Genomic DNA, 18,880 nt, shown 5'->3' on the forward strand with positions numbered 1-18,880 from the left:
CTAGTTGCCGGTCTGCGCATGCGGTGCGCGCAGCGGTTTGGACTCGGGCGACTTGTCCTGGCGCAGGAAGATCGACAGCACGACGATGGCGAATACGGCCAGGAACTCGCCACAAACAGCCGAACAGTACCAGCGACAGGCCATTGCGCCGAAGGAATGAAGTCGAAGCGCCCGACGTGGCATGCACTCCAGGAACCCGGAACGCCAGTCCACTCCAGTCAGCTGCGCGGTTCTCGTGAAGACGCTGGCCGGAAACGCACAAGCCGCATCTCGCACGCGAAATCCCGATGCGTCGATCTGCACAACGCGATCATCGAACTGAACCTGCAATGCCGAAGCGAAATCTTCATCGCAATCACACGCATCGAGGCGTAGTTGTGGCGCCCCGGCAAACCCCCAAGCCGGATTTTGGAGCGGACATGAACCAGCAGAATCAGAATGAGCAGAACCAGGACCAGCAGAACCGGAACCAGAACGAGCAGAACCGGAATCAACAGAACCAGAATCAGAACCAGAACGAGCAGAATCGGAACCAGCAGAACCAGAACCAGAACCAGCGGGACCAGGATCAGAACCGCGACCAGCAGAACCAGAACCAGAACCAGCAGAACCGTGACGAGCAGGATCAGAACCGCCAGCGCGATCAGCAGCGCCAGCAGTAGGACCTCAGGACCCGCGCGAACAGCGCTGGCTCCGTCACAGCCCTGCGATATCGGACGGCCCCTTCAAGGGGCCGTTCTCGCATCCGCCTTCTGCCGCGGTCTTCATGCCGCCCGCTTCCATCCAGGATCTGTACCTGCACGAGGTCATCGCCACGCCTGCTGCGGGCAAGCACGGATTCGCTTTCGCGGTCGCCCAGGCCAACCGGCAGCGGCACTGGGCGCATTTCCGGGCTGACTGCCATGCCGCTCACCGCGCCTTCCACCGCGGCAAGAGGCGCAACCGCGCTACGCTCCGCGGCATGGACGCCCTGATTGCCGCTGCCGCTCGCGCCCTCGCCGCCGGCGACGCGCTGGGCGCTCTCGGCCGCGTGTCCCTGCGCGAGGACCCGCCGGCGCTGGCCCTGCGCGGCACGGCGATGGCGCGCCTGGGCGACCTGCCGCGCGCACGCGAACTGCTGCGCCAGGCCGCGCGCGGCTTCGGCACGCGGCACGCGCTGGCACGCGCCCGCTGCGTGGTGGCCGATGCCGAGATCGCGCTGGCCCTGCGCGAACTGGACCAGCCACAGCAGCCGCTGCTGCGCGCCACCAGCACGCTCGAAGCGCGCGGCGACCATGCCAATGCCGCGCACGCGCGCGTGGTGGCCGTGCGCCGCCTGCTGCTGCTCGGCCGCCTGGACGAGGCACGCACCGCCCTCGCCCGTCTCGACGGCGCCGCGCTGCCGCCCGCGCTGGCGGCCGTGGCCAATCTCGCCGCCGCCGAACTGGCGCTGCGCGCGGTGCGCACCACGCCCGCACGCGAAGCGCTGGCGCAGGCGCAGGCCGCAGCTGCACGCGCCGGCATCCCCGCCCTGCAGGCGGAAGTGGCCGCGCTGCAGGCACAGCTGCAGCAGCCGGTCGCACGCCTGCGCGAATCCGGCGCGCTGCGCCCGTTGCTGCTGCACGAGGTGGAAGCGCTGTACGCCGCCAATGCCCTGGTCGTCGACGGCTGCCGCCGGCGTGTGCGCGTCGCCAATGCCTGGCTGCCGCTGGCCGCGCGGCCGGTGCTGTTCGCACTCGCCCGCACGCTGGCCGCCGCGTGGCCGCAGCCCGCACCGCGCGCTGCGCTGATCGCCGCCGCCTTCCACGTGCGCCGCTACGACGAAACGCATCGCGCGCGGCTGCGCGTGGAGATCGGCCGCCTGCGCGCCCTGCTTGCGCCCTGGGCCACGATTGCCGCGACGGCGCATGGATTCGCGCTGCAGCCGCATGACGCGCGCCGCGTGGTCCTGCTCGAGCCGCCCATCGATGGTGCCCAGGCCGCGCTGCGTGCCCTGCTGGCCGACGGCGAAGCCTGGTCCAGCGCCGCGCTCGCCCTCGCGCTCGACACCAGCCCGCGCAGCGTGCAGCGCGCCCTCGCCTTGCTGGCGGATGCAGGCGAGGTGCGCGCGGTAGGCCGCGGCCGCGCACGCCGCTGGCTGGCGCCACCGCTGGCCGGTTTCGCGACGACATTGTTACTCCCGGCCGTGGCGCCGGCTGCCTAGAGTCGGTGGCACGGCGCCAGTCCCGGCGCGCAGCACAGGAACCACCGCAATGAACACCTACAGCACCGCAGCCAGGCACGCCAAGGCCCGCCCCGCCGAGATCGTCCGCGAGTACGGCCCCTTCGACGGCGCCGAAGCCGTTCACGGCGTAAGCTTCGACGGCCGCCACGTCTGGGCCGCCATCGGCCCGCGCCTGATCGCCTTCGACCCCGCCAGCGGCGACACCGTGCGCGCGATCGAACGCGCCTGCGACGCCGGCACCGCCTTCGACGGCCAGTACCTCTACCAGATCGCCGAATCGCGCATCGACAAGCTCGACCCCGCCACCGGCGCCGTGCTGCACAGCATCCCCGCCCCCGCGCAAGGCTGCGACTCCGGCATGGCCTGGGCCGACGGCCACCTGTGGGTGGGCGAATACCAGGCCCGCCGCATCCACCAGATCGACCCCGCCACCGGCGAGGTGCTGCGCAGCCTCGACTCCGACCGTTTCATCACCGGCGTGAGCTGGGTGGGCGACGCCCTCTGGCACGGCACCTGGGAAGACGACGAGAGCGAACTGCGCCGCATCGACCCCGCCGACGGCACCGTACTCGAACGGCTGCGACTGCCGGCGGGCATCGGCGTGAGCGGCCTGGAGGCCGATGACGGCGATCTCTTCTATTGCGGCGGCGGGCTGTCGAAGAAGGTGCGGGCGGTGCGGCGCCCGCGCGCAGCGACGTGATGCGGGTGGCGGCTGCAGGTACCAGGGCCGCCGTCCGCCTTCCACCGCGCGGGAACGGCCACGCGACCTGCGTGGCCGTCGCCGAAGCGCAGCGCACGACGCGGCCCGGTTTGCACGCACCCTGCCGTCAGTTCGCCCGATCCGGCACCTCGCCCTAGGCCAGTGCATGGAAATGCACCAGCAGCCCGGCCAGGCTACGCAAGTCCTGCGCGTTGTGGTGGCCCACGCGCCGCAGCTTGTCGGCGCTGCCGCCGCGCAGGTAGTCGAGCCAGGCCGCGGGTGCTTCGGAGCCTGGCAGGTCGTCCTCGCGCACCACGCCCAGCAGCTGCCGTTCGACAGTGGCCAGGCGGCAGTTTTCCCACACCCCGCGATAGCGCCTGCGCACCGGGTGCAGCAGGTCGATGTGGTCGCGGCCGAGCACCGGATCGGCCAGCCGCGCCAGCGTGTAGCGCGTGCTCAGCAGCGGGCGGTCGTAGCACTTGCCGTTGTAGGACAACAGCACGGTGCGCGGTTCCAGCCAGCGAGCGAACTCCTGCAGCATGGCCTGCTCGGCGCCCATGGTGGTCATCAGCAGCTGGCGGATGCGCAGGCCGCCGTCGCGCCAGTCGCTGGCGCCGATCATGAAGGCGCGCGTGCCGGTGCCGCCGGCAAGGCCCGTGGTCTCGGTGTCGAAGGCGAGGATGCGGTGGGTGTCGACTTCGTCGTGGCCGAACGTCGTGAGGTTGAGTGCGGTCAGGTCCAGCCGCGCGGGCAGGCGTTCGAATGGCATCCACTTTTCGAGGTAGCGCAGGCCCGGCGCGAGTTCGTCGCCGTCGAGCCTGCGGTCGAAGCTGCGCACCGGCGCGAGGGCGCGGGGGCGCAGGCCGAGCAGCTTGCGCAGCTGCGCAACCTGTTCGCCAGCGGTCTTTTCGCGGGGCGCGGCGGTTGCGGTCACGGGCGTGCCGACTGTTGCCGTCTGCAGCGCAGTGGACGGCGCGGCCTGCCCGAACGCTGTTCCCCGCTGCGGAGCCGGCGGAGCGGCCCGCTCAACAGTCGTTGCCGCGTGCAGCGCAGCGGGCGGCATCCCCCGTCGGCCGGACGTTGTTCCGCGCAACACGGCGGGTGCCGCGATCCGCTCGCCGAAGCTTGCATCTCCCGGCACGGTCGAGTGCGCGGCCTGCTCGCTGCCCACTGTCCCACGCCGCGCGGCGGGTCCTGCCATGGTCCTGCCGGTTGTTGCTCCGCGCAGCGCGGTCGGCTGCGGGGTCTGTCCGCTGTCGGATACCCCACGCGACGCGGCGGGCACCACCGTCGCCCCGCCACTCGTTGCCCCTGCACCCGCCTGCTGCCGCAATCCCGCCAACCGCTTGGCCAGCGCGCTCAAGCCTCTTCTCCCAGCAGCTCCAGCACCTGCACGCCCGCCGCCTTGACCGACTTGCCCGCGGCTTCGCTGCTGGCCAGGATCGGCCCCACGCATGCCGGGCAACCGTGCGCGCAGGGGCAGGCACGGATCAGGTCGAGCGCCTGCCGGCGCAGGTCCTCGCGCCGCTCGAACAGCGGCAGCGACAGCCCCACCCCGCCCGGATAGTTGTCGTAGAGGAACAGCGTGGGCGTGAACCCGCGCTCGGCCTCCACCATCGCCTCGCCACTGTCGCCCGAACGGATCTGCCCACGGCCGGACAGGTCGGCCGTGGCGAACCACGCGCCATCGCCGCTGCCCACCGCCTTCTGCAGGTCGCGCCCTTCGGCCATCACGCAGACCATGGCCACCAGGTGCAGCGCATACGCCGCCGACAAGAACCCGTCGAGCGCATCCTGCCGGCTGTCGAAACTGGCATCCAGCACCCGCTGCGGCAGCTGCCACCAGCACGCGGTGGTGTGCAGCTCCTGGTCGGGCAAGGTCACCGGCCCGTAGCCGATGTTCTCGTGGGTGTGGAAGCGGATCTTCTTGTAGCCCGACACCCGCCGCAGCACGTGCACCTCGCCATGGTGGGCACTGCCCTGCCCGGCCGGCGCGCCGTCGGCCTCGTCCAGCACTTTCAGCTTGGTGTAGTCGATGGCGTCGGTGTAGTAGTCCACGTTGGTCTGCTGCACGTAGGCCTTGCGCCCTTCCCAGTCCAGGCGTTCGACCTGGTAGGGCTCGGACTGCACCATGTGGATCGCGCCCTCGTACAGCGTGAGCGCCGCGGCCGAGTAGTCGACCTCGGCGATGATGGTCTGGCGCCCGTTGGTGCGGTCGACCACCACGAAGTTGCCATCGGCCACCGAGCGCAGGTTCACCGCCTGCGCCGGATAGCTGTCGGCGATCCACTCCCAGCGCTCGCCCTCCTGGTGCAGCACGCCGCTTTCCACCAGCACGTCGAGCCACGGGCCCGGATCCACCGGACCGAACGCATCGCCGGCCAGGAACGGCAACTCGAAGGCCGCGCAGCGGATGTGGTCCATCAGGATCAGCGGCTGGTCGGGCTCGATGCGCGCCTGCTCGGGCGTGGCGCTGGCGAAGAACTCGGGATGGCGCACCACGTACTGGTCCAGCGGCAGGCTGCTGGCCACCAGCACGCCGATCGACGGCTGCTGGCGCCGACCGGCGCGCCCGAAGCGCTGCCAGGTCTGCGCGATCGAGCCCGGATAGCCGTTGAGCACCACCACATCCAGACTGCCGATGTCCACGCCCAGCTCGAGCGCGGAGGTGCTGACAATGCCGTCGATCTTGCCCGAGCGCATCTCGCGCTCCACCTCGCGCCGCTCGGTGGGCAGGTAGCCACCGCGATAGGCGCGGATGCGGCGCGGCTTGCGCGGGTCGTGGTCGAACACTTCCTTGAGGTACTTGGTGAGCACCTCGACCATCAGCCGCGACTGGCAGAACACCATCGTCTTCAGGCCCGACTTGATCGCCATGCGCGCGATGCGGTTGGCCTGCGAGCGGGCCGAGGCGCGAATCCCCAGGTCCGGGTTCACCACCGGCGGGTTCCACAGCAGGATGTGCTTGTCGCCGGTGGGCGCGCCGCTCTCGGTGATCGCCTCCACCGCATCCTCGATCAGCGCGCTGGCATGCTGCGCGGCATTGCCGATCGTCGCCGAGCACAGCACGAACTGCGGCTGCACGCCATAGAACGCGCATACCCGCTTGAGCCGGCGGATCACGTTGGCCACGTGCGAGCCGAACACGCCGCGATAGGTGTGCACCTCGTCGATCACCACAAAGCGCAGGTTCTCGAAGAACTGCGCCCACTTGGTGTGGTGCGGCAGGATCGCCTGGTGCAGCATGTCGGGGTTGCTGACCACGATGTCGCCATTGAGCCGGATCGCCTGGCGCGCATCGCCGGGCGTATCGCCATCGAAGGTGGCCGCGCGCAGCCCCAGCTGGCCCGCGGCATTGAGCTCCAGCAGCTCGGCCACCTGGTCCTGCGCCAGCGCCTTGGTGGGGAACAGGTACAGCGCCTTGGCCCCCTGCTCCAGCGCCGCACTGACCACCGGCAGCGTGTAGCACAGCGACTTGCCCGACGCCGTGGGCGTGGCCACCACCACGTGCCGCCCCGCCCGCGCCGCCTCCCAGGCCTGGGCCTGGTGCGAATACAGCGAACGGATGCCGCGCGCCTGCAGCGCATCGGCCAGCGCCGGCGGCAGGTCACGCGGCAGCGGCCGCAGGTCGGCCGCCTGGCCCTCGATGGTGAACTGGCCGGTGACCCGGTCGGCATAGTGATCGGCCAGGCGGCGCGCCAGCTGCCCGCCGGACGGAACGGGCGCCGGCAGCGGCCTGGCGTGGAGGATGGCGTTCATGGGGCCTGCCGTGGTGGGGGCGGGCCAGTGTTGTGGGGGGCTGTCTCACCGGGTGAGTCTGGCCGGGCAAAGCGCGCCTCCAACTTCGGATGCCGGGGTGCAACGGCCCCTCCAGCCCTCTCGAAGGTTTGCGCCCCACTCTGGCGCCCTCGCTTCTTCTACGAGGGCTGAGTCATGCCAACGCCGCAGGCATCTGAACTTCACGACATCTAGCTACTGGTCCATTTCTCCGCCGCCAGAGGCAACTCATTCAGTTCTACACGCGCCTCGCGCCACGCCGGGTAGTGCGCATCGAGAAGTGCAATGAAGCGCTCGCTATGCGTCGGCTCCAGGAGATGGATCATCTCGTGAACGATCACGTACTCCAGCAGATCCTTGGGCTTCTTCACCAGTTCCGTGTTGAGTCGAATATTACCTGCCCGGTGGTTGCAAGCCCCCCACTTTGTTTTCATGCGCTGCAGGAAGTACCCGGACACCTTGACGCCCAGCTTCGGTTGCCACTTCTCGATGAGGACGGGAACGGCAGCATGCAACTGCGTCCTGTGCCAAGCATGCATTACCTGTTCCCGCTTTTCGGGCGAACTGCCGGGTCGCACACGCAGGAAGATGCGTCGATGATCCAGCCTCACGGACGGCTTCTCGTCTTTCTCAATCACGGTAAGCAGGTAGCGCCGCCCCCAGACGTAGTGACTTTCCCGTCCGACGAACCGGCGTGGTGTTTCGCGGGCCTGTGCGAGCAACTTGGCCTGCTGGGCTCGGATCCAGCCGAGACGGGACGCGGCATAGGCTCTGGCCACCTCCACCCGGGTACCGATGGGCGCAACCAGCGTGACGCGTCCCTGTGGCGGGTGCACCGACAGGTGAACGTTCTTGATGGCTTTGGTCGTCATCGCGATGACCACCTCACCGAGGTGAATAGTGGCCGCCATCAGTATCCCGGCTGGTTCTTGAGCAGTTCGAACAGGGCCAAGGTTGCGGCACGATGGCGGCCAAGCAGCGGGAACAAGGCGTTGAGGACCTGCGCCTCCTTCACCTCGTCGCCCTTCCAGCCGGCGGGCGCGCTCTCACGCATGGTTTGATCGATCGACAGCGCCAGCTCGACCATGTCATTGCCGTAGCTTTCGCGCCCTTCCACGGCGACCCTTCCATCGTGTTCCAGGGCAAGGATGCGTGGCAGGTTCCCGTAGACCACGGTTGCCTCGCGTCGACCCTGCAACGCGAGGGGGACATCTTCGTCGCCTCGCTTTTCCGCCAAACGCCGCACCAGCGCCTCGGCACTCTCAAGGAACTTCTCGTAGGCCTCCGCGTCTGCCCGACTTTGCTTGATCAGGTCATCGAGCAGCTTCGACATGTACTCGTAGAAGCGCGGGTCGGTCAGCTGGTCGCGGATGATCGTCTTGCGGACGTTGTTAATGATGCCCTCGGCGATCGCGTCCCGCGACAACTTGTCCTGCCGGTTGAGCTTGCGCGCGATGGCGTCGTGCATGCCAGTCTCGATGATCAACTCGGTAAGCGAGCGCTCGCCAAGTTCGCCCAGGACGGCGGCCGGATCGGCCTGGACGTAGGTGTTGATGAGGTGGCGCATGTCCGCCTCGTACGGCTTGATGTCCAGCTCCTCGCCCGAGTGATTCTTGATGGCGCCGCGCAGGTCGCTGTAGAACGCGACCTCGTCCCTGATGGCTGCCGCCTCATGATCGGAAAAACCGGCGTCGGTCAGGTCCTCCGCAATGGATGCGTAAGCGCGCACGAAAACCGCGACTGCCTTGTAGAACGCGATGCGCAAGGCCTCCGTTTCGTTCAGTGCGTTCGGGTCTGCGGCACTGCCGCAGAAGTAGCGCAGGTACTGCTCCACCTCGCGTGGTGGCGGCACCGGCTCGCACAGGTGGCGTAGAATCTCGCGGGCTTGGTCGAGCTTCTTTCTGCCCTCGTCCAGCCAGCCTTTCAGAGTAACGTTGTTGTCGCCGCCGTTCCCTTCGTCGATGTCCAGCTCGTCGGAACTGTAGACGGCGATGGCCTGCTGCACGTCTCCGAACAACTCCTTGAAGTCGACAATATGGCCGTACTGCTTGTCGTCGCCGTCCAGACGATTGGTGCGGCAAATGGCCTGGAACAGGTTGTGGTCGCGCAGTTCGTTGTCGAGATAGATGTAGGTACAACTGGGCGCATCGAACCCGGTCAGCAGCTTGCTGACGACGATCAACAGTTTGAGATTGGCCGGCTCCTCGATGAAACGGCGCTTGGTCTCGTCTTCGTACTGCCTGGTGGTCTGGCCGCCCTTGAGGACGTGCTGGGTGTACGTGTCGAACTTGTAGCGCTCGTCGCTGTCGGCGGGCTCGCGCGAAATGGCATTGTGGTTCGGCTCGTAGGACGTGACGATCCCGCAGTACTTGCCGAAGCTTGTGTTCTGGAATAGCCGGTAGTAATGGCAGGCATCGTAGATCGAGCCCGTGACCAACAGGGCGGTGCCCCGGTCGTTGTTGAGCCGCGGCTTGAGCGCGAAGTCGCCGATGATCTCGGCGATGATCTCGCGCTTGCGGCCCTCGGCACTCATCAACTCCTCCATGGTCGCCCAGCGCCTGCGCAGGACGGCTTTCTGGAAGTTGTTGAGGTTCCGGGTCTTCCGCTCGAACCACTCGTCGACCTTCTTCTGCGAGGTCAACCGTTGCGGCACGTCACGGGCCTCGTACTTCAGGTCCAGCACCACTTTGTCGGCCACCGCCTGGTGGAACTTGTAGGTGTGGATGTAGGTGCCGAAAACGTCTCGGGTCAGTTGCCTGTCCTTGCGCAGCAGCGGGGTGCCGGTGAAGCCGATGAAGATCGCGGCCGATAGCCAGCGCTTCATCTGCCGGTTCATGTCGCCACCCTGTGTGCGGTGGCATTCGTCGACGAACACGTACAGCCGGCCATGCACCGGCGGCGGCGGGCCGTCGAAGTCGCTAGTGTCGAACTTGTGGATCAACGCACACATCAAGCGCGGCGCCGCAGCGCCGAGCTTGGCGACGAAATCGGCGCGCGACGCGATACGAGGGGATGGACCGCCCTCGCCGATCACGCCGGCGTTCTTCATCACACCCTCGATCTGCTTGTCCAGCTCGTCGCGGTCGGTGACCACCAGTACACGCGCGTCAGGGTTGTGCTCCAACAGCCACTTGGCCAGCAGCACCATCAGGATGCTCTTGCCGCTGCCCTGGGTATGCCAGATCACGCCGCCGGCCTGCTGGCGAATGCGTGCCTGCGCGGCCTTCAAGCCGAAGTACTGGTGCGGGCGCGGCAGCTTCTTGTGGCCGGCATCGAACACCACGCCGTGACGGATCAGGTCCAGCAGCCGCGGCTTGCTGCACAGTTGCGCCAGCGGTCGGTCAAGCAAGGCGCCGGAATCCGTCGCATCGTCCCCTACTTCGTCCTTCCACTGCACGAAAAACTGTTCCGGCGTGCCAGTGGTGCCGTAACGCAAGCCCTGCGTATCATTGCCGGCCAGCAGCAGCTGCACGGTGCTGAAGAAGCCCTTGTTGAAGATCTCTTCCTGGTTGGTGATGAGCTGGCGCACGCCGTCGCCGATCTCTACCGAACTGCGCTTGAGCTCGATCACCGCCACCGCGATGCCGTTGAGGTAAAGCACCAGGTCGGGCCGGCGCTGGTAGCCGCCCTTGAGCGTGACCTCTTCCGCCAGCGCGAAGTCGTTGCGCTCAGGGTCGTCCCAATCGACCAGATGCACCGTCTGGTGGGGTACGCCGGCTGCGGTCTGCACCGGCACGCCATAGCGCAGCAATTGATACGTCCGCAGGTTGGCCTGGTAAAGCGTGACCCCGGTGGTGTCGGCCGCAGTTTCCAGCTTCTGCAGCGCGGCCGCGATGTGCGCAGGGGAATAGCCGCACCGGGACAGGTGGTTGCGCAGCAGCTCGGTTTCGATGCAGCGGTTGTACCCGCGCTCGTGCCAGTCGCCGAGGTGACTGTAGCGAAGCCCGTCCGCCCGTGCCGCGTCGGTGAACAGCGCGACGACGCGATCTTGGGTCTTGCGTTCGGAGCGGGGCTGTTCGGGCATGCGCTTCCCCTACTGTGCGTGGTACGGCATTGGACGGCTGTCGGCGGGCAGGTACAAGGGATGCACCGGGGTTTTCCCGTCTTTCGCCAATCGCACACAGGAAAGACCGTGGCGCCCGGCCAGCAAGTCGATCACCGCCTGTCCGCGCGCCCTGAGGCGCTTCGGGGGCTGGCCAAACGCCAGGATGATCTGATCGGCCTGCCCCGCCATGCGCAGGATCGCCTCATCATTGCCGGGACCAACGGGGTCGTCTACTTCCAGCAACCTGCGCTTGTTGGTGGCCCGATACGCGTGGACATTGGCGATCAGTTGGCCACCGAAGCCCCACGCCCGTGAGAAGGTGCCGGTCTTGCGCAATGTGGGGTCGCGATATTCCACACAGGCGACGCTGGGATTCATGAGTACCCAGAGCACCAGCGGCTCGTCTGGATTCCATACTTCCGAAAGTTGATAGCGATATCGCTCACACGATGAAAACGTGGGCTTGACCTTGGAGTCCGCTGGCCATGCGGGACGTGATTTGCCGCCGGCATCGTGTCTCGCTGCTTGCTCGCTCATACCGTTTCGCGCTCCACATTCCTGACAAGGGTCTTCTCGATAACCGTCCCCTGCCTCATCACCTGCTTGAGGTCCATGGCCTCGACGCGACGGGCTTCCAGCGTGCAGTCGAAAGCCAAAGCGGAGGATAGTGGAATGCACATCGGTATGCGATCCCTCCGAGAATGATGGCGGGTAGGCTGGTATGGCAATCAAGGGACCAGAGAAGGAAGCCTGAATCCGCGACCGATGACTTTTGGCCAACCATCTGAAGTGAGTTTGCTTATCAAGTCAGCAAAGTACAGGGTTCCGGGAAGTCTGGACATGTGAAACAGGGATAATCCAGGCATTGCATACTGATGGAGGAATGCCGTAGCCATTTCTACCGCTTGTCCACTGCGCGTGGCGAGCCGGACAGGATGGAGGTAGTCGGCTACGTTCTGTGGCGCGGTCTGAAGCAACACCTCCCCATGGTCATCCACTATCGCGTCACCGAACTCTGCCGGCATGATCCTTCCGCCATCAGCCCGCCAGAGAATGGATTTTGGTGATTTCTTTGCTTCGATCAGTTGTCTGTTCTCAGCCGCTGCCCGGGCTTCCCACGAGCCTCGCTCTTGGGACAGTCGGCCGTCACGACAAGCGATCGCACCATCCTGCAGCGGCCACAAGGCACCAACGCAATCTTCTGGAATATGCTCTGCCAGCGGGGTGACAAACGCCTTGATATCGAAGATTCGCTGACGTGCATCAGACTCAACCTTGACCCAACGCGACTTCCCCTGCTCGACGCTGTGGCCTGCATCCATGCTGCAGAAGGAGGGCTGCGGGATCGCAGGCTCCCACGGCCTGCCACCAGCAACCTGAAACAGGTCATACGCGATGTTCTGCGTGGGATACGGATTCAACAGCGAACTTGCTTTCGCAAGCTTGAATCGAGATCCCCCTGCTTCTGCATCGCGAAGGATGTCACGCGCTTCATGGTTCTGGGCAAGGTCCTTGCGGTCGTCCAGCAGCACGAGGCTGACGGCCGATGGACTGACTTTTCCTGAGCACGAAACGACAGCGCTTCTCACGGAACTTCCAGGAAAGCAACGAGAGAAGGCCTGTTCGAGCGAGGTGGCAGCCCGTCGAGCCATTGCACCCTTGCCGACCACCACGAAATCGGTGCCTGCTGCAATATCAAGTACCGGATACCGCGCAAGTTGGCCGCACCCGGTGGTTGGCAGCCAGCCCACTGTACGCCCGTTACGTATCCGGGGTGGTGCAACGCGGAACGGCGCCAGCTCTGGCTGCTCCAGGATCCATCCCGAATCCATCACGTGTTCGACGAATTGCTCTATGAGTTGTACGTGCTCGGACAGTGAGACTCGCCCCGCTTGACGGGCCCAGATCGCATACCTGGGATCGGTGACGACATGGAGGCGCTGGACAGGCTCCGCCCGAGCCTCGCAGAACATGTTGCCGACTGACAGATCCAGCAACGTCGGTTTGCCAGATTGTCTCCGAATGCCGGCTTCGATCGTACGGTAGCGAACCAGTGCCTTGTCGGGCGACTGCGACGAACCGTCAAGAACAAGGATTCGATAGCCCCACTCATCACGATATCGGTAGCAATCGCTGAACTCTCCAACGACGTTCTGAGCCATTTCGGACCACAGCTCTCTGGCCGGTGTCCTTCGACCAGGTTCCACGAGCCCATAGATGCTTGCTCGGACACCCGTCATTTCGTGTCCCAGTGCGCGCTGCGATCAAGCTTTGACACCAACACGCTTGGTTCCTCACGATCAACGATCATGTAGAGCCGATGGCTGGCGCGGGATAGCGCCACGTAAAGCAAGCGTTGCTCCTGCGCTCCCAATTCATCCCGTTGTTCTTGATCTGTCGTCCGACTCAGGAGATAGGGCGGCGGGTAGCAGCTCGCACTCACGTCAGGCACGAAAACCACCGGGAACCCCAGTCCTTTCGATGAATGCGCCGTAATGATGTGGACATTCTCGCGCCGGACCTGCAACGGCGCTCCCTTCGTCACCACGGCGCACTCGATTCCGCGCTCGCTTAGCGCGTTCTGATATGCCGTGGCGCGTGGTGAGTCCCGCACGATGATTGCAATCAAACCTGCCTGGATTGGATGGAGACTGTCTCGGACAAGCTTCTCGACTTCCTCGGCGACGCGCTTGGGGTGCTCAGGAAGGGCAACATCGATCCACGAGGGTTTCGGGCCGGAGAATACCGGCGCCGCGTTCGCCGACTGATCATCCTCATCTCCGGGATCACTACGGAGCGGTGCAATAGCCTGCCCGATTTGCCACGTTGCACGATAGCTCTTGGACAGGAGGATCGGCCTGCGTCTTTGAAAATTGAACCGCAGGTCGCACTTGCGCCAGGATTGGGGGGTGGCGTAGATCGACTGCCCTGAATCTGCAGCTAGCAGCAGATTCTTTGGGTCTGCGACCAACTCAAGGCAAAGCTGCCGGGCGGTCTTGGAGAAGTCCTGCGCCTCGTCCACGAACAGGGACGAGAAGCGCGGATACTCGGGATGGTTACGAAGATAGTTCAAGGCGATGAGCCGGCACTGCTCCCACGTCTGCATGTTCCTCTCACGGCATGCGGACATGAACTGGAGATAGAGCTGCCAGAGCGCCTCCCGCTCCTCGCGGCGTAGCGCGCGGCGTCGGCCACGGCGCTCGATCTCGAGATAGCCCTGCAACTCCTCCAGCCCGTTGCCGATGATCATCTGCTCGATCTCCGAAGCGATGTAGGACGCGCCCAGTTTGTCGAGCAGGAGAACTTCGGCGGAACCCTCCTGATTCCTCCGACGGACGACCTGATCGATGATCGCGGTCATTGCATCGGCACCCTGCAGCTGGGGCCGCCTGCCCAAAGACAACGTTGCCAACTTGTACGCGATCTTGTCCAACGTCCGGCAAAGCGACATTCGATGCGAGCTCTCCGGAGTGATCGAACGGAGAAGCTCGAGGTTCGCGTCGACTAGTGTGTTCGTGTAAGTGATCACACCGAACCATGCAGGCTTGCCCTCGAATAGCGATTCGCCTGCGCGGCTCTCGATGAGATCACGCATGTGATAGAGACCGACGAGGGATTTCCCCGTTCCCGCGCTGCCTTTCAATAGATACGGCCCATCACCGCGGATACGCTGCAGTGCAGAACGCTGCTCCGGATCGAGCAAGATCAGAAACTCGCTCAGAGGACGCTGGGCAATGGTATCCACGCCCTGATCCGGGCTGAGGGTGTACAGCTTCTCGACCTGGGTCTGCCTGGGATTGGTCCAGTAATCCTCGATTCGCACTTTCATGCGGGAATCGAGCGCTGCAGTCTGCAGTGCCTCTACGGATCCCGCCTTGAGGATAGTCGGCCAAACCTCCTGCGGGATCTGAAGGAGGAACAGCTCATCCTCGCAGATCCATTCCAGCTCTTCGATCTCGACGGGAACAACCGCTGTCGGAGCTTGATCTGGCTGTGGCTTTCCATGCTGGGGAGGCGCGCCCCTCAGCTGCTCCAGCAGTGCATCCCGGTCTCTGTCCGAAAGCGGAGCCGCTCGACCCGTACCGCGATCGTAGATGCTGCCGCGGGGGCCGATTCCCAGGAAATTGATCTGGCGCGTTTGATCCAGAACGCGGTACAGCATCCGCACGTGAATTCCGATCCTGGCTCGAAACGTTCGCGGCGCATTCTTCATTCGCCTGCGGTTCGGATCTCGTTCGTAGGGATTTTCTGCAATCGACGACACTTGGCGATTCACGATGGGATAGATATCCTTGGGCAGCACTTCCAGCCCATCCTTGAATCCGCGGGTGAAGGCGATTTCGTAGCTCACACGAGTCGCGTCCTTCCTGTCAGTAGCTCCTGCATCATCGCCTGCTTGAGGTCGCGGGTCTTGGCGCGGCGGACTTCCAGTGCCTCGATCTCGGCGTCCATATCGGCGAGGACAGTGGAAATGGCGATCTGTTCATCGCTTCCCGGGAGTCGGAGTTCCGCGGATGCGATGTGGGACATGTTGGTTGCGTAGACCTTTGTCCCTGAGGCAAGTCGACGCAAGTGATCCCGGAACGCTGGGGTGAACTGAAGGTATGCCTTGAACCCATCGGCCAGCACGCATTTTTCGAATCGCGTTGCGATGGTATGCATTCCGGAAACGACTTCCCGATCCCCGACGCCGTGAAGCTCCACGGATTTTCCGACACCATCCAGGTCCTCCGAAGCATCCACGAAAACCAGATCACCGTCCCTGAGTCTATCCAGACCTTTGGCCTTGGAATCAGGCAAGCAAGGCATGCTCACGACGCCTGGATTCAGCAACACTCCATTCGCACTATGGATATCGCCGTAGTGTAGGTAATTGACGCGACCATCTGGCGTAAGTTCTGCGCGAGAGTTTGCCCCATTGCTCAGGAACTCCAAGTGATCTCCCAGCCGCCTCATCTCCCACTCGCTAGCGAAGCCTGGCAGACGAACTTTGCCAGAGAGGAGCAGCTGCATGGCGGCCTGCTTGAGGTCGCGCTTCTTGGCGATCAGACGACCCAGCCCACTCAGCAATGCATCCACATCACTCAACGCCGCCGCGATGGCGCGTTGTTCTCGCTTCGGTGGGCGGACTAGCAACGCGGCAGAAAGCAAGCGGCCATTTGTAAGCGCCCGCGTCGTATAGCTTGCCTTTGTAGTTACTTGCTGTCGGAAGTAGCGTGGCGAGAAGCAATAAGCCTTGAACCCATCATCAAGGCTTTGATCCAGCGGACGTGCACGAAGAACAAAGCCGCTGTAGACAGTCTGCACAGGCTCGTCGAGAAACACTGAAGAAACGCCGATCTCATCGACCGTTTCCGACGTTCTTGTGAAGAATACATCCCCTACACGCACTTCATACGCGCTGAGTTCCTTCTTAGTCACATCCACGCGTCCGCTGATCGCTGATGCGCGTAACCATGGACTCCTGAATACATCCATGTAGTTGACAATTGGGGTTCCATGCCCGAAGAATCGTTTTGCTTTGTTCAACCCGTTCTTGAACGAAAACAACTCGCCGATCCTGACGACATCCCAGTCATTGGGGAAGATCCCAACCTCAGTTCGCTTGTAACCCTGCTTTACTTCCATACCGCCCCCATCTGCCGCAAGTGCGCGTTGACACATGCGGCCCACACATCGACATCCTCGACAAGCGCGGACAATGGCGTGACATAGCGTCTGGCCAGCTCACTTACCCGCCCCGCAAGGTGGTGCGAGACCCGATCAAGTTCACCATGGATCGCCTCCGCTAACGTGGCAATCCATTTGTCGTTGATCACCAGCGATTTGATCTCTGCCTCGCTCAGGTTCTGGTACTTGGAGTCGATCTTGCCATCCAGGTCCTCCTGCGCGGCCTTGCGCGCGGCCTTGGCCTTGGCTTCCTGATCCAGCAAGGCGGCATAGTCCTTGAGCGCCTTGCGCTCGTCGGCGTCATCGGCACCCTTGCCGATCTCCTTGAGCCGCGCCTTGACAGCCTTGGCAGTGATCTTCTGCTTGTCGCCCTCACCTTCCACCACCTCGGCCAGCAACCCGTCCTCGCCGCCTTGTTCCTCGCGCAGTTCGTCTAGCTGCTGCTCAAGGGCGGCGAGTTCTGCATCGGTCGCGTCGACGGCTTCGCGCTCGGCGCGGAAGTACCGCACCACCAGTAGCGGCGCAGGCAGCAGGTCGGACTTGAAGCGCCGCTTGCCCTTGAAGTAGTCGTGTGGCTCCGGCCAGACCAGCTTGTTGTTCTTGTCTTTTACCTTCACGATCTCTCGCGGCTGCGCGCTTGTGAGCCAGCCGTCGGCGGCAAGCTGGTAGGCATCGTCCTGCATTGTGTGCGCCCAGTAGTCCATCAGGCGCTGGTAGACATCGTAGGCATCGAGCAGCGGCACCTTGCGGAAGGTTTCAAGCAGCGTTTCGGAGATGGCCTCAATCAGTTCTTTGGGGTGGTCTCCTGGCCCGAAGCCGGACAAGCGCTTCGTTGCATCGGCCCGCCATTGCTGGAAATGGGTAACGGCGGCTTGCTGGAACGCGGTGAATTCTGCATGCCCGAAGATGGCCGCGTTGACCTCTGCAATGGGCATCCGTAGTTGCGCGTAACCCGGGCGCCCAGCGGACGCGAACAGGGTGTCGCGCACCTTGGGAAACACCCGCCAGTAGGTCCCCAGCGCGTCGAGGTCGCGCTCGGGGATGCCGCCGTTGAGGTGCGCGTCGATGTCGTGCAGGTCTTCGGGCTCGCTGCTGTCGATGTAGCGTGGCAGGTTGAGGTTGAAGTCGTTCTTGCCGTCGGCAATCTCCGCGCGCGGCACCATGCGCGCGTAGCGTGGCACGTCGGCCTGTCTGGCGAAGGTATCGACGATGCGATGGATGTCCTGCTCCCGCAGGCGGTTCTTGGCGCCGTCCTTGATGAAGCCGCGCGCGGCATCGATCATGAAGACGCCCTTGCGCGCGGCGGCGTTCTCCTTGTCGAGCACCAGGATGCAGGCGGGAATGCCGGTGCCGTAGAAGAGGTTGGCCGGCAGGCCGATGATGCCCTTCAGGATGCCGCTTTCCACCAGCCGCCGGCGGATCACGGATTCGGCATTGCCACGGAACAGCACGCCGTGCGGCAGGATGCAGGCGGCCTTGCCGGTGCCTTTCATCGAACGGATGATGTGCAGCAGGTAGGCGTAGTCGCCCTGCTTGGCCGGCGGCAGGCCCCAGGCGAAGCGCTGGTACGGATCGTTGGCCGGCGTGAGGCCGGTGCTCCACGACTTGTCGGAGAACGGCGGATTGGCGACCACATAATCGTAGGTGCGCAGTTGCTCGCCATCCTTGAACTTGGGATTGCTGAGGGTGTTGCCCGACAGGATGTTGGCAGTGGGGAAGTCGTGCAGGATCATGTTCATGCGGGCCAGGCCCGCTGTGGTCACGTCCTTTTCCTGACCCTCCAAGGTGATGTGCTTGCCAGACTCCGCAGCCACCTTCAGCAGCAGCGAGCCGGACCCGCACGTCGGGTCGTACACCGTGGTGGACGCTTTGGTGTTGCCCGGCGCGATGCCGATCACCTTGGCGATGATGCGGCTGACTTCCGATGGAGTGTAGAACTGGCCCTTGCTCTTGCCGCTCTGGGTGGCGAAGTGCCGCATCAGGTATTCGTAGGCGTCGCCAAGGATGTCGTCGTGGTCGGCGCGGTTCTGCGAGAAGTCGAGCTCGGGCTTCTGGAAGATGGCGATCAGGTTGCTCAGGCGCTCGACCATCGCCTGGCCTTCGCCGAGCTTGTTGGGGTCGTTGAAATCGGGGAAGTCGCTGCGGGCGAGCCGGTCGTTGGCCTCGATCAGCGGCTGGATGACCTGCGTGTTGATTCTGTCGCCGATGTCGGCCTTGCCCTTAAGGGCGATCATGTCGTCGAAGCTGGCACCGGCGGGGATGCTGACCGGCGGTTTGAACTGGTTGCTGTTGCCGTACTTGTCGCTGATGTACTTGATGAACAGCATGAAGAGGACGTAGTCCTTGTACTGGCTGGCGTCCATGCCGCCGCGCAGTTCATCGCAGGAGGCCCAGAGGGATGCGTAAAGGTCGGACTTCTTGAGTGGCATTGGGTGTTGTTGTTGTTCGAGTGTGATGTAAACCAATCGCGCCAGCGTTCTCCGCG

The 18,880-nt window shown here is 64.4% G+C and carries 12 protein-coding genes and 1 pseudogene; 3 read left to right on the top strand and 10 right to left on the bottom strand.

What is annotated here, in order from left to right; genetic code table 11:
* Positions 1 to 108: pseudogene (locus ACQYVW_RS04395) on the bottom strand (DUF6766 family protein); the annotation flags it as partial.
* Positions 109 to 419: 311 nt separating this feature from the next.
* Between ACQYVW_RS04395 and ACQYVW_RS04400 the strand changes: the two are divergent.
* From ACQYVW_RS04400 to ACQYVW_RS04410, 3 genes are all read left to right on the top strand, one after another.
* On the top strand, positions 420 to 662 hold the full coding sequence (locus ACQYVW_RS04400) for a hypothetical protein (RefSeq protein ID WP_434936686.1): 243 nt from the start codon (positions 420 to 422) through the stop codon (positions 660 to 662).
* A gap of 104 nt (positions 663 to 766) precedes the next feature.
* The gene (locus ACQYVW_RS04405; protein ID WP_434946156.1) at positions 767 to 2,182 is read left to right on the top strand and encodes a helix-turn-helix domain-containing protein; all 1,416 of its coding nucleotides are present in this window, start codon (positions 767 to 769) and stop codon (positions 2,180 to 2,182) included.
* A 49-nt stretch (positions 2,183 to 2,231) separates the two neighbouring features.
* Positions 2,232 to 2,903, top strand: coding sequence for an outer membrane protein assembly factor BamB family protein (locus ACQYVW_RS04410; RefSeq protein ID WP_434946157.1), 672 nt, complete (start codon positions 2,232 to 2,234; stop codon positions 2,901 to 2,903).
* Between the two features lie 154 nt (positions 2,904 to 3,057).
* Here the strand turns inward: ACQYVW_RS04410 and ACQYVW_RS04415 are convergent, their stop codons facing one another.
* From ACQYVW_RS04415 to ACQYVW_RS04455, 9 genes are all read right to left on the bottom strand, one after another.
* On the bottom strand, positions 3,058 to 3,837 hold the full coding sequence (locus ACQYVW_RS04415) for a ribonuclease H-like domain-containing protein (protein WP_434946158.1): 780 nt from the start codon (positions 3,835 to 3,837) through the stop codon (positions 3,058 to 3,060).
* A 425-nt stretch (positions 3,838 to 4,262) separates the two neighbouring features.
* Complete coding sequence (locus ACQYVW_RS04420; RefSeq protein ID WP_434946159.1) at positions 4,263 to 6,662, bottom strand: DEAD/DEAH box helicase; 2,400 nt, start codon at positions 6,660 to 6,662, stop codon at positions 4,263 to 4,265.
* A 209-nt stretch (positions 6,663 to 6,871) separates the two neighbouring features.
* Positions 6,872 to 7,552 (bottom strand): M48 family metallopeptidase, encoded by a 681-nt coding sequence (locus tag ACQYVW_RS04425; RefSeq protein ID WP_434946160.1) that lies wholly within the window; start codon positions 7,550 to 7,552, stop codon positions 6,872 to 6,874.
* A gap of 38 nt (positions 7,553 to 7,590) precedes the next feature.
* Positions 7,591 to 10,704 (bottom strand): type I restriction endonuclease subunit R, encoded by a 3,114-nt coding sequence (locus ACQYVW_RS04430; RefSeq protein ID WP_434946161.1) that lies wholly within the window; start codon positions 10,702 to 10,704, stop codon positions 7,591 to 7,593.
* Positions 10,705 to 10,713: 9 nt separating this feature from the next.
* Complete coding sequence (locus ACQYVW_RS04435) at positions 10,714 to 11,262, bottom strand: DUF1643 domain-containing protein (RefSeq protein ID WP_434946162.1); 549 nt, start codon at positions 11,260 to 11,262, stop codon at positions 10,714 to 10,716.
* A 191-nt stretch (positions 11,263 to 11,453) separates the two neighbouring features.
* Positions 11,454 to 12,887: a hypothetical protein gene (locus ACQYVW_RS04440; protein ID WP_434946163.1), complete on the bottom strand. Its 1,434-nt coding sequence runs from the start codon at positions 12,885 to 12,887 to the stop codon at positions 11,454 to 11,456.
* A gap of 74 nt (positions 12,888 to 12,961) precedes the next feature.
* Positions 12,962 to 15,076 (bottom strand): 3'-5' exonuclease, encoded by a 2,115-nt coding sequence (locus ACQYVW_RS04445; protein WP_434946164.1) that lies wholly within the window; start codon positions 15,074 to 15,076, stop codon positions 12,962 to 12,964.
* Positions 15,073 to 16,353: a restriction endonuclease subunit S gene (locus ACQYVW_RS04450; protein WP_434946165.1), complete on the bottom strand. Its 1,281-nt coding sequence runs from the start codon at positions 16,351 to 16,353 to the stop codon at positions 15,073 to 15,075. The genes ACQYVW_RS04445 and ACQYVW_RS04450 overlap by 4 nt, the downstream gene beginning before the upstream one ends.
* Positions 16,344 to 18,824: a type I restriction-modification system subunit M gene (locus ACQYVW_RS04455; RefSeq protein WP_434946166.1), complete on the bottom strand. Its 2,481-nt coding sequence runs from the start codon at positions 18,822 to 18,824 to the stop codon at positions 16,344 to 16,346. Before ACQYVW_RS04455 ends, ACQYVW_RS04450 begins: the two co-directional genes overlap by 10 nt.
* Positions 18,825 to 18,880: the final 56 nt, after the last annotated feature.

The organism is Luteimonas campi (assembly GCF_051162505.1).
Classification (GTDB): Bacteria; Pseudomonadota; Gammaproteobacteria; order Xanthomonadales; family Xanthomonadaceae; genus Luteimonas.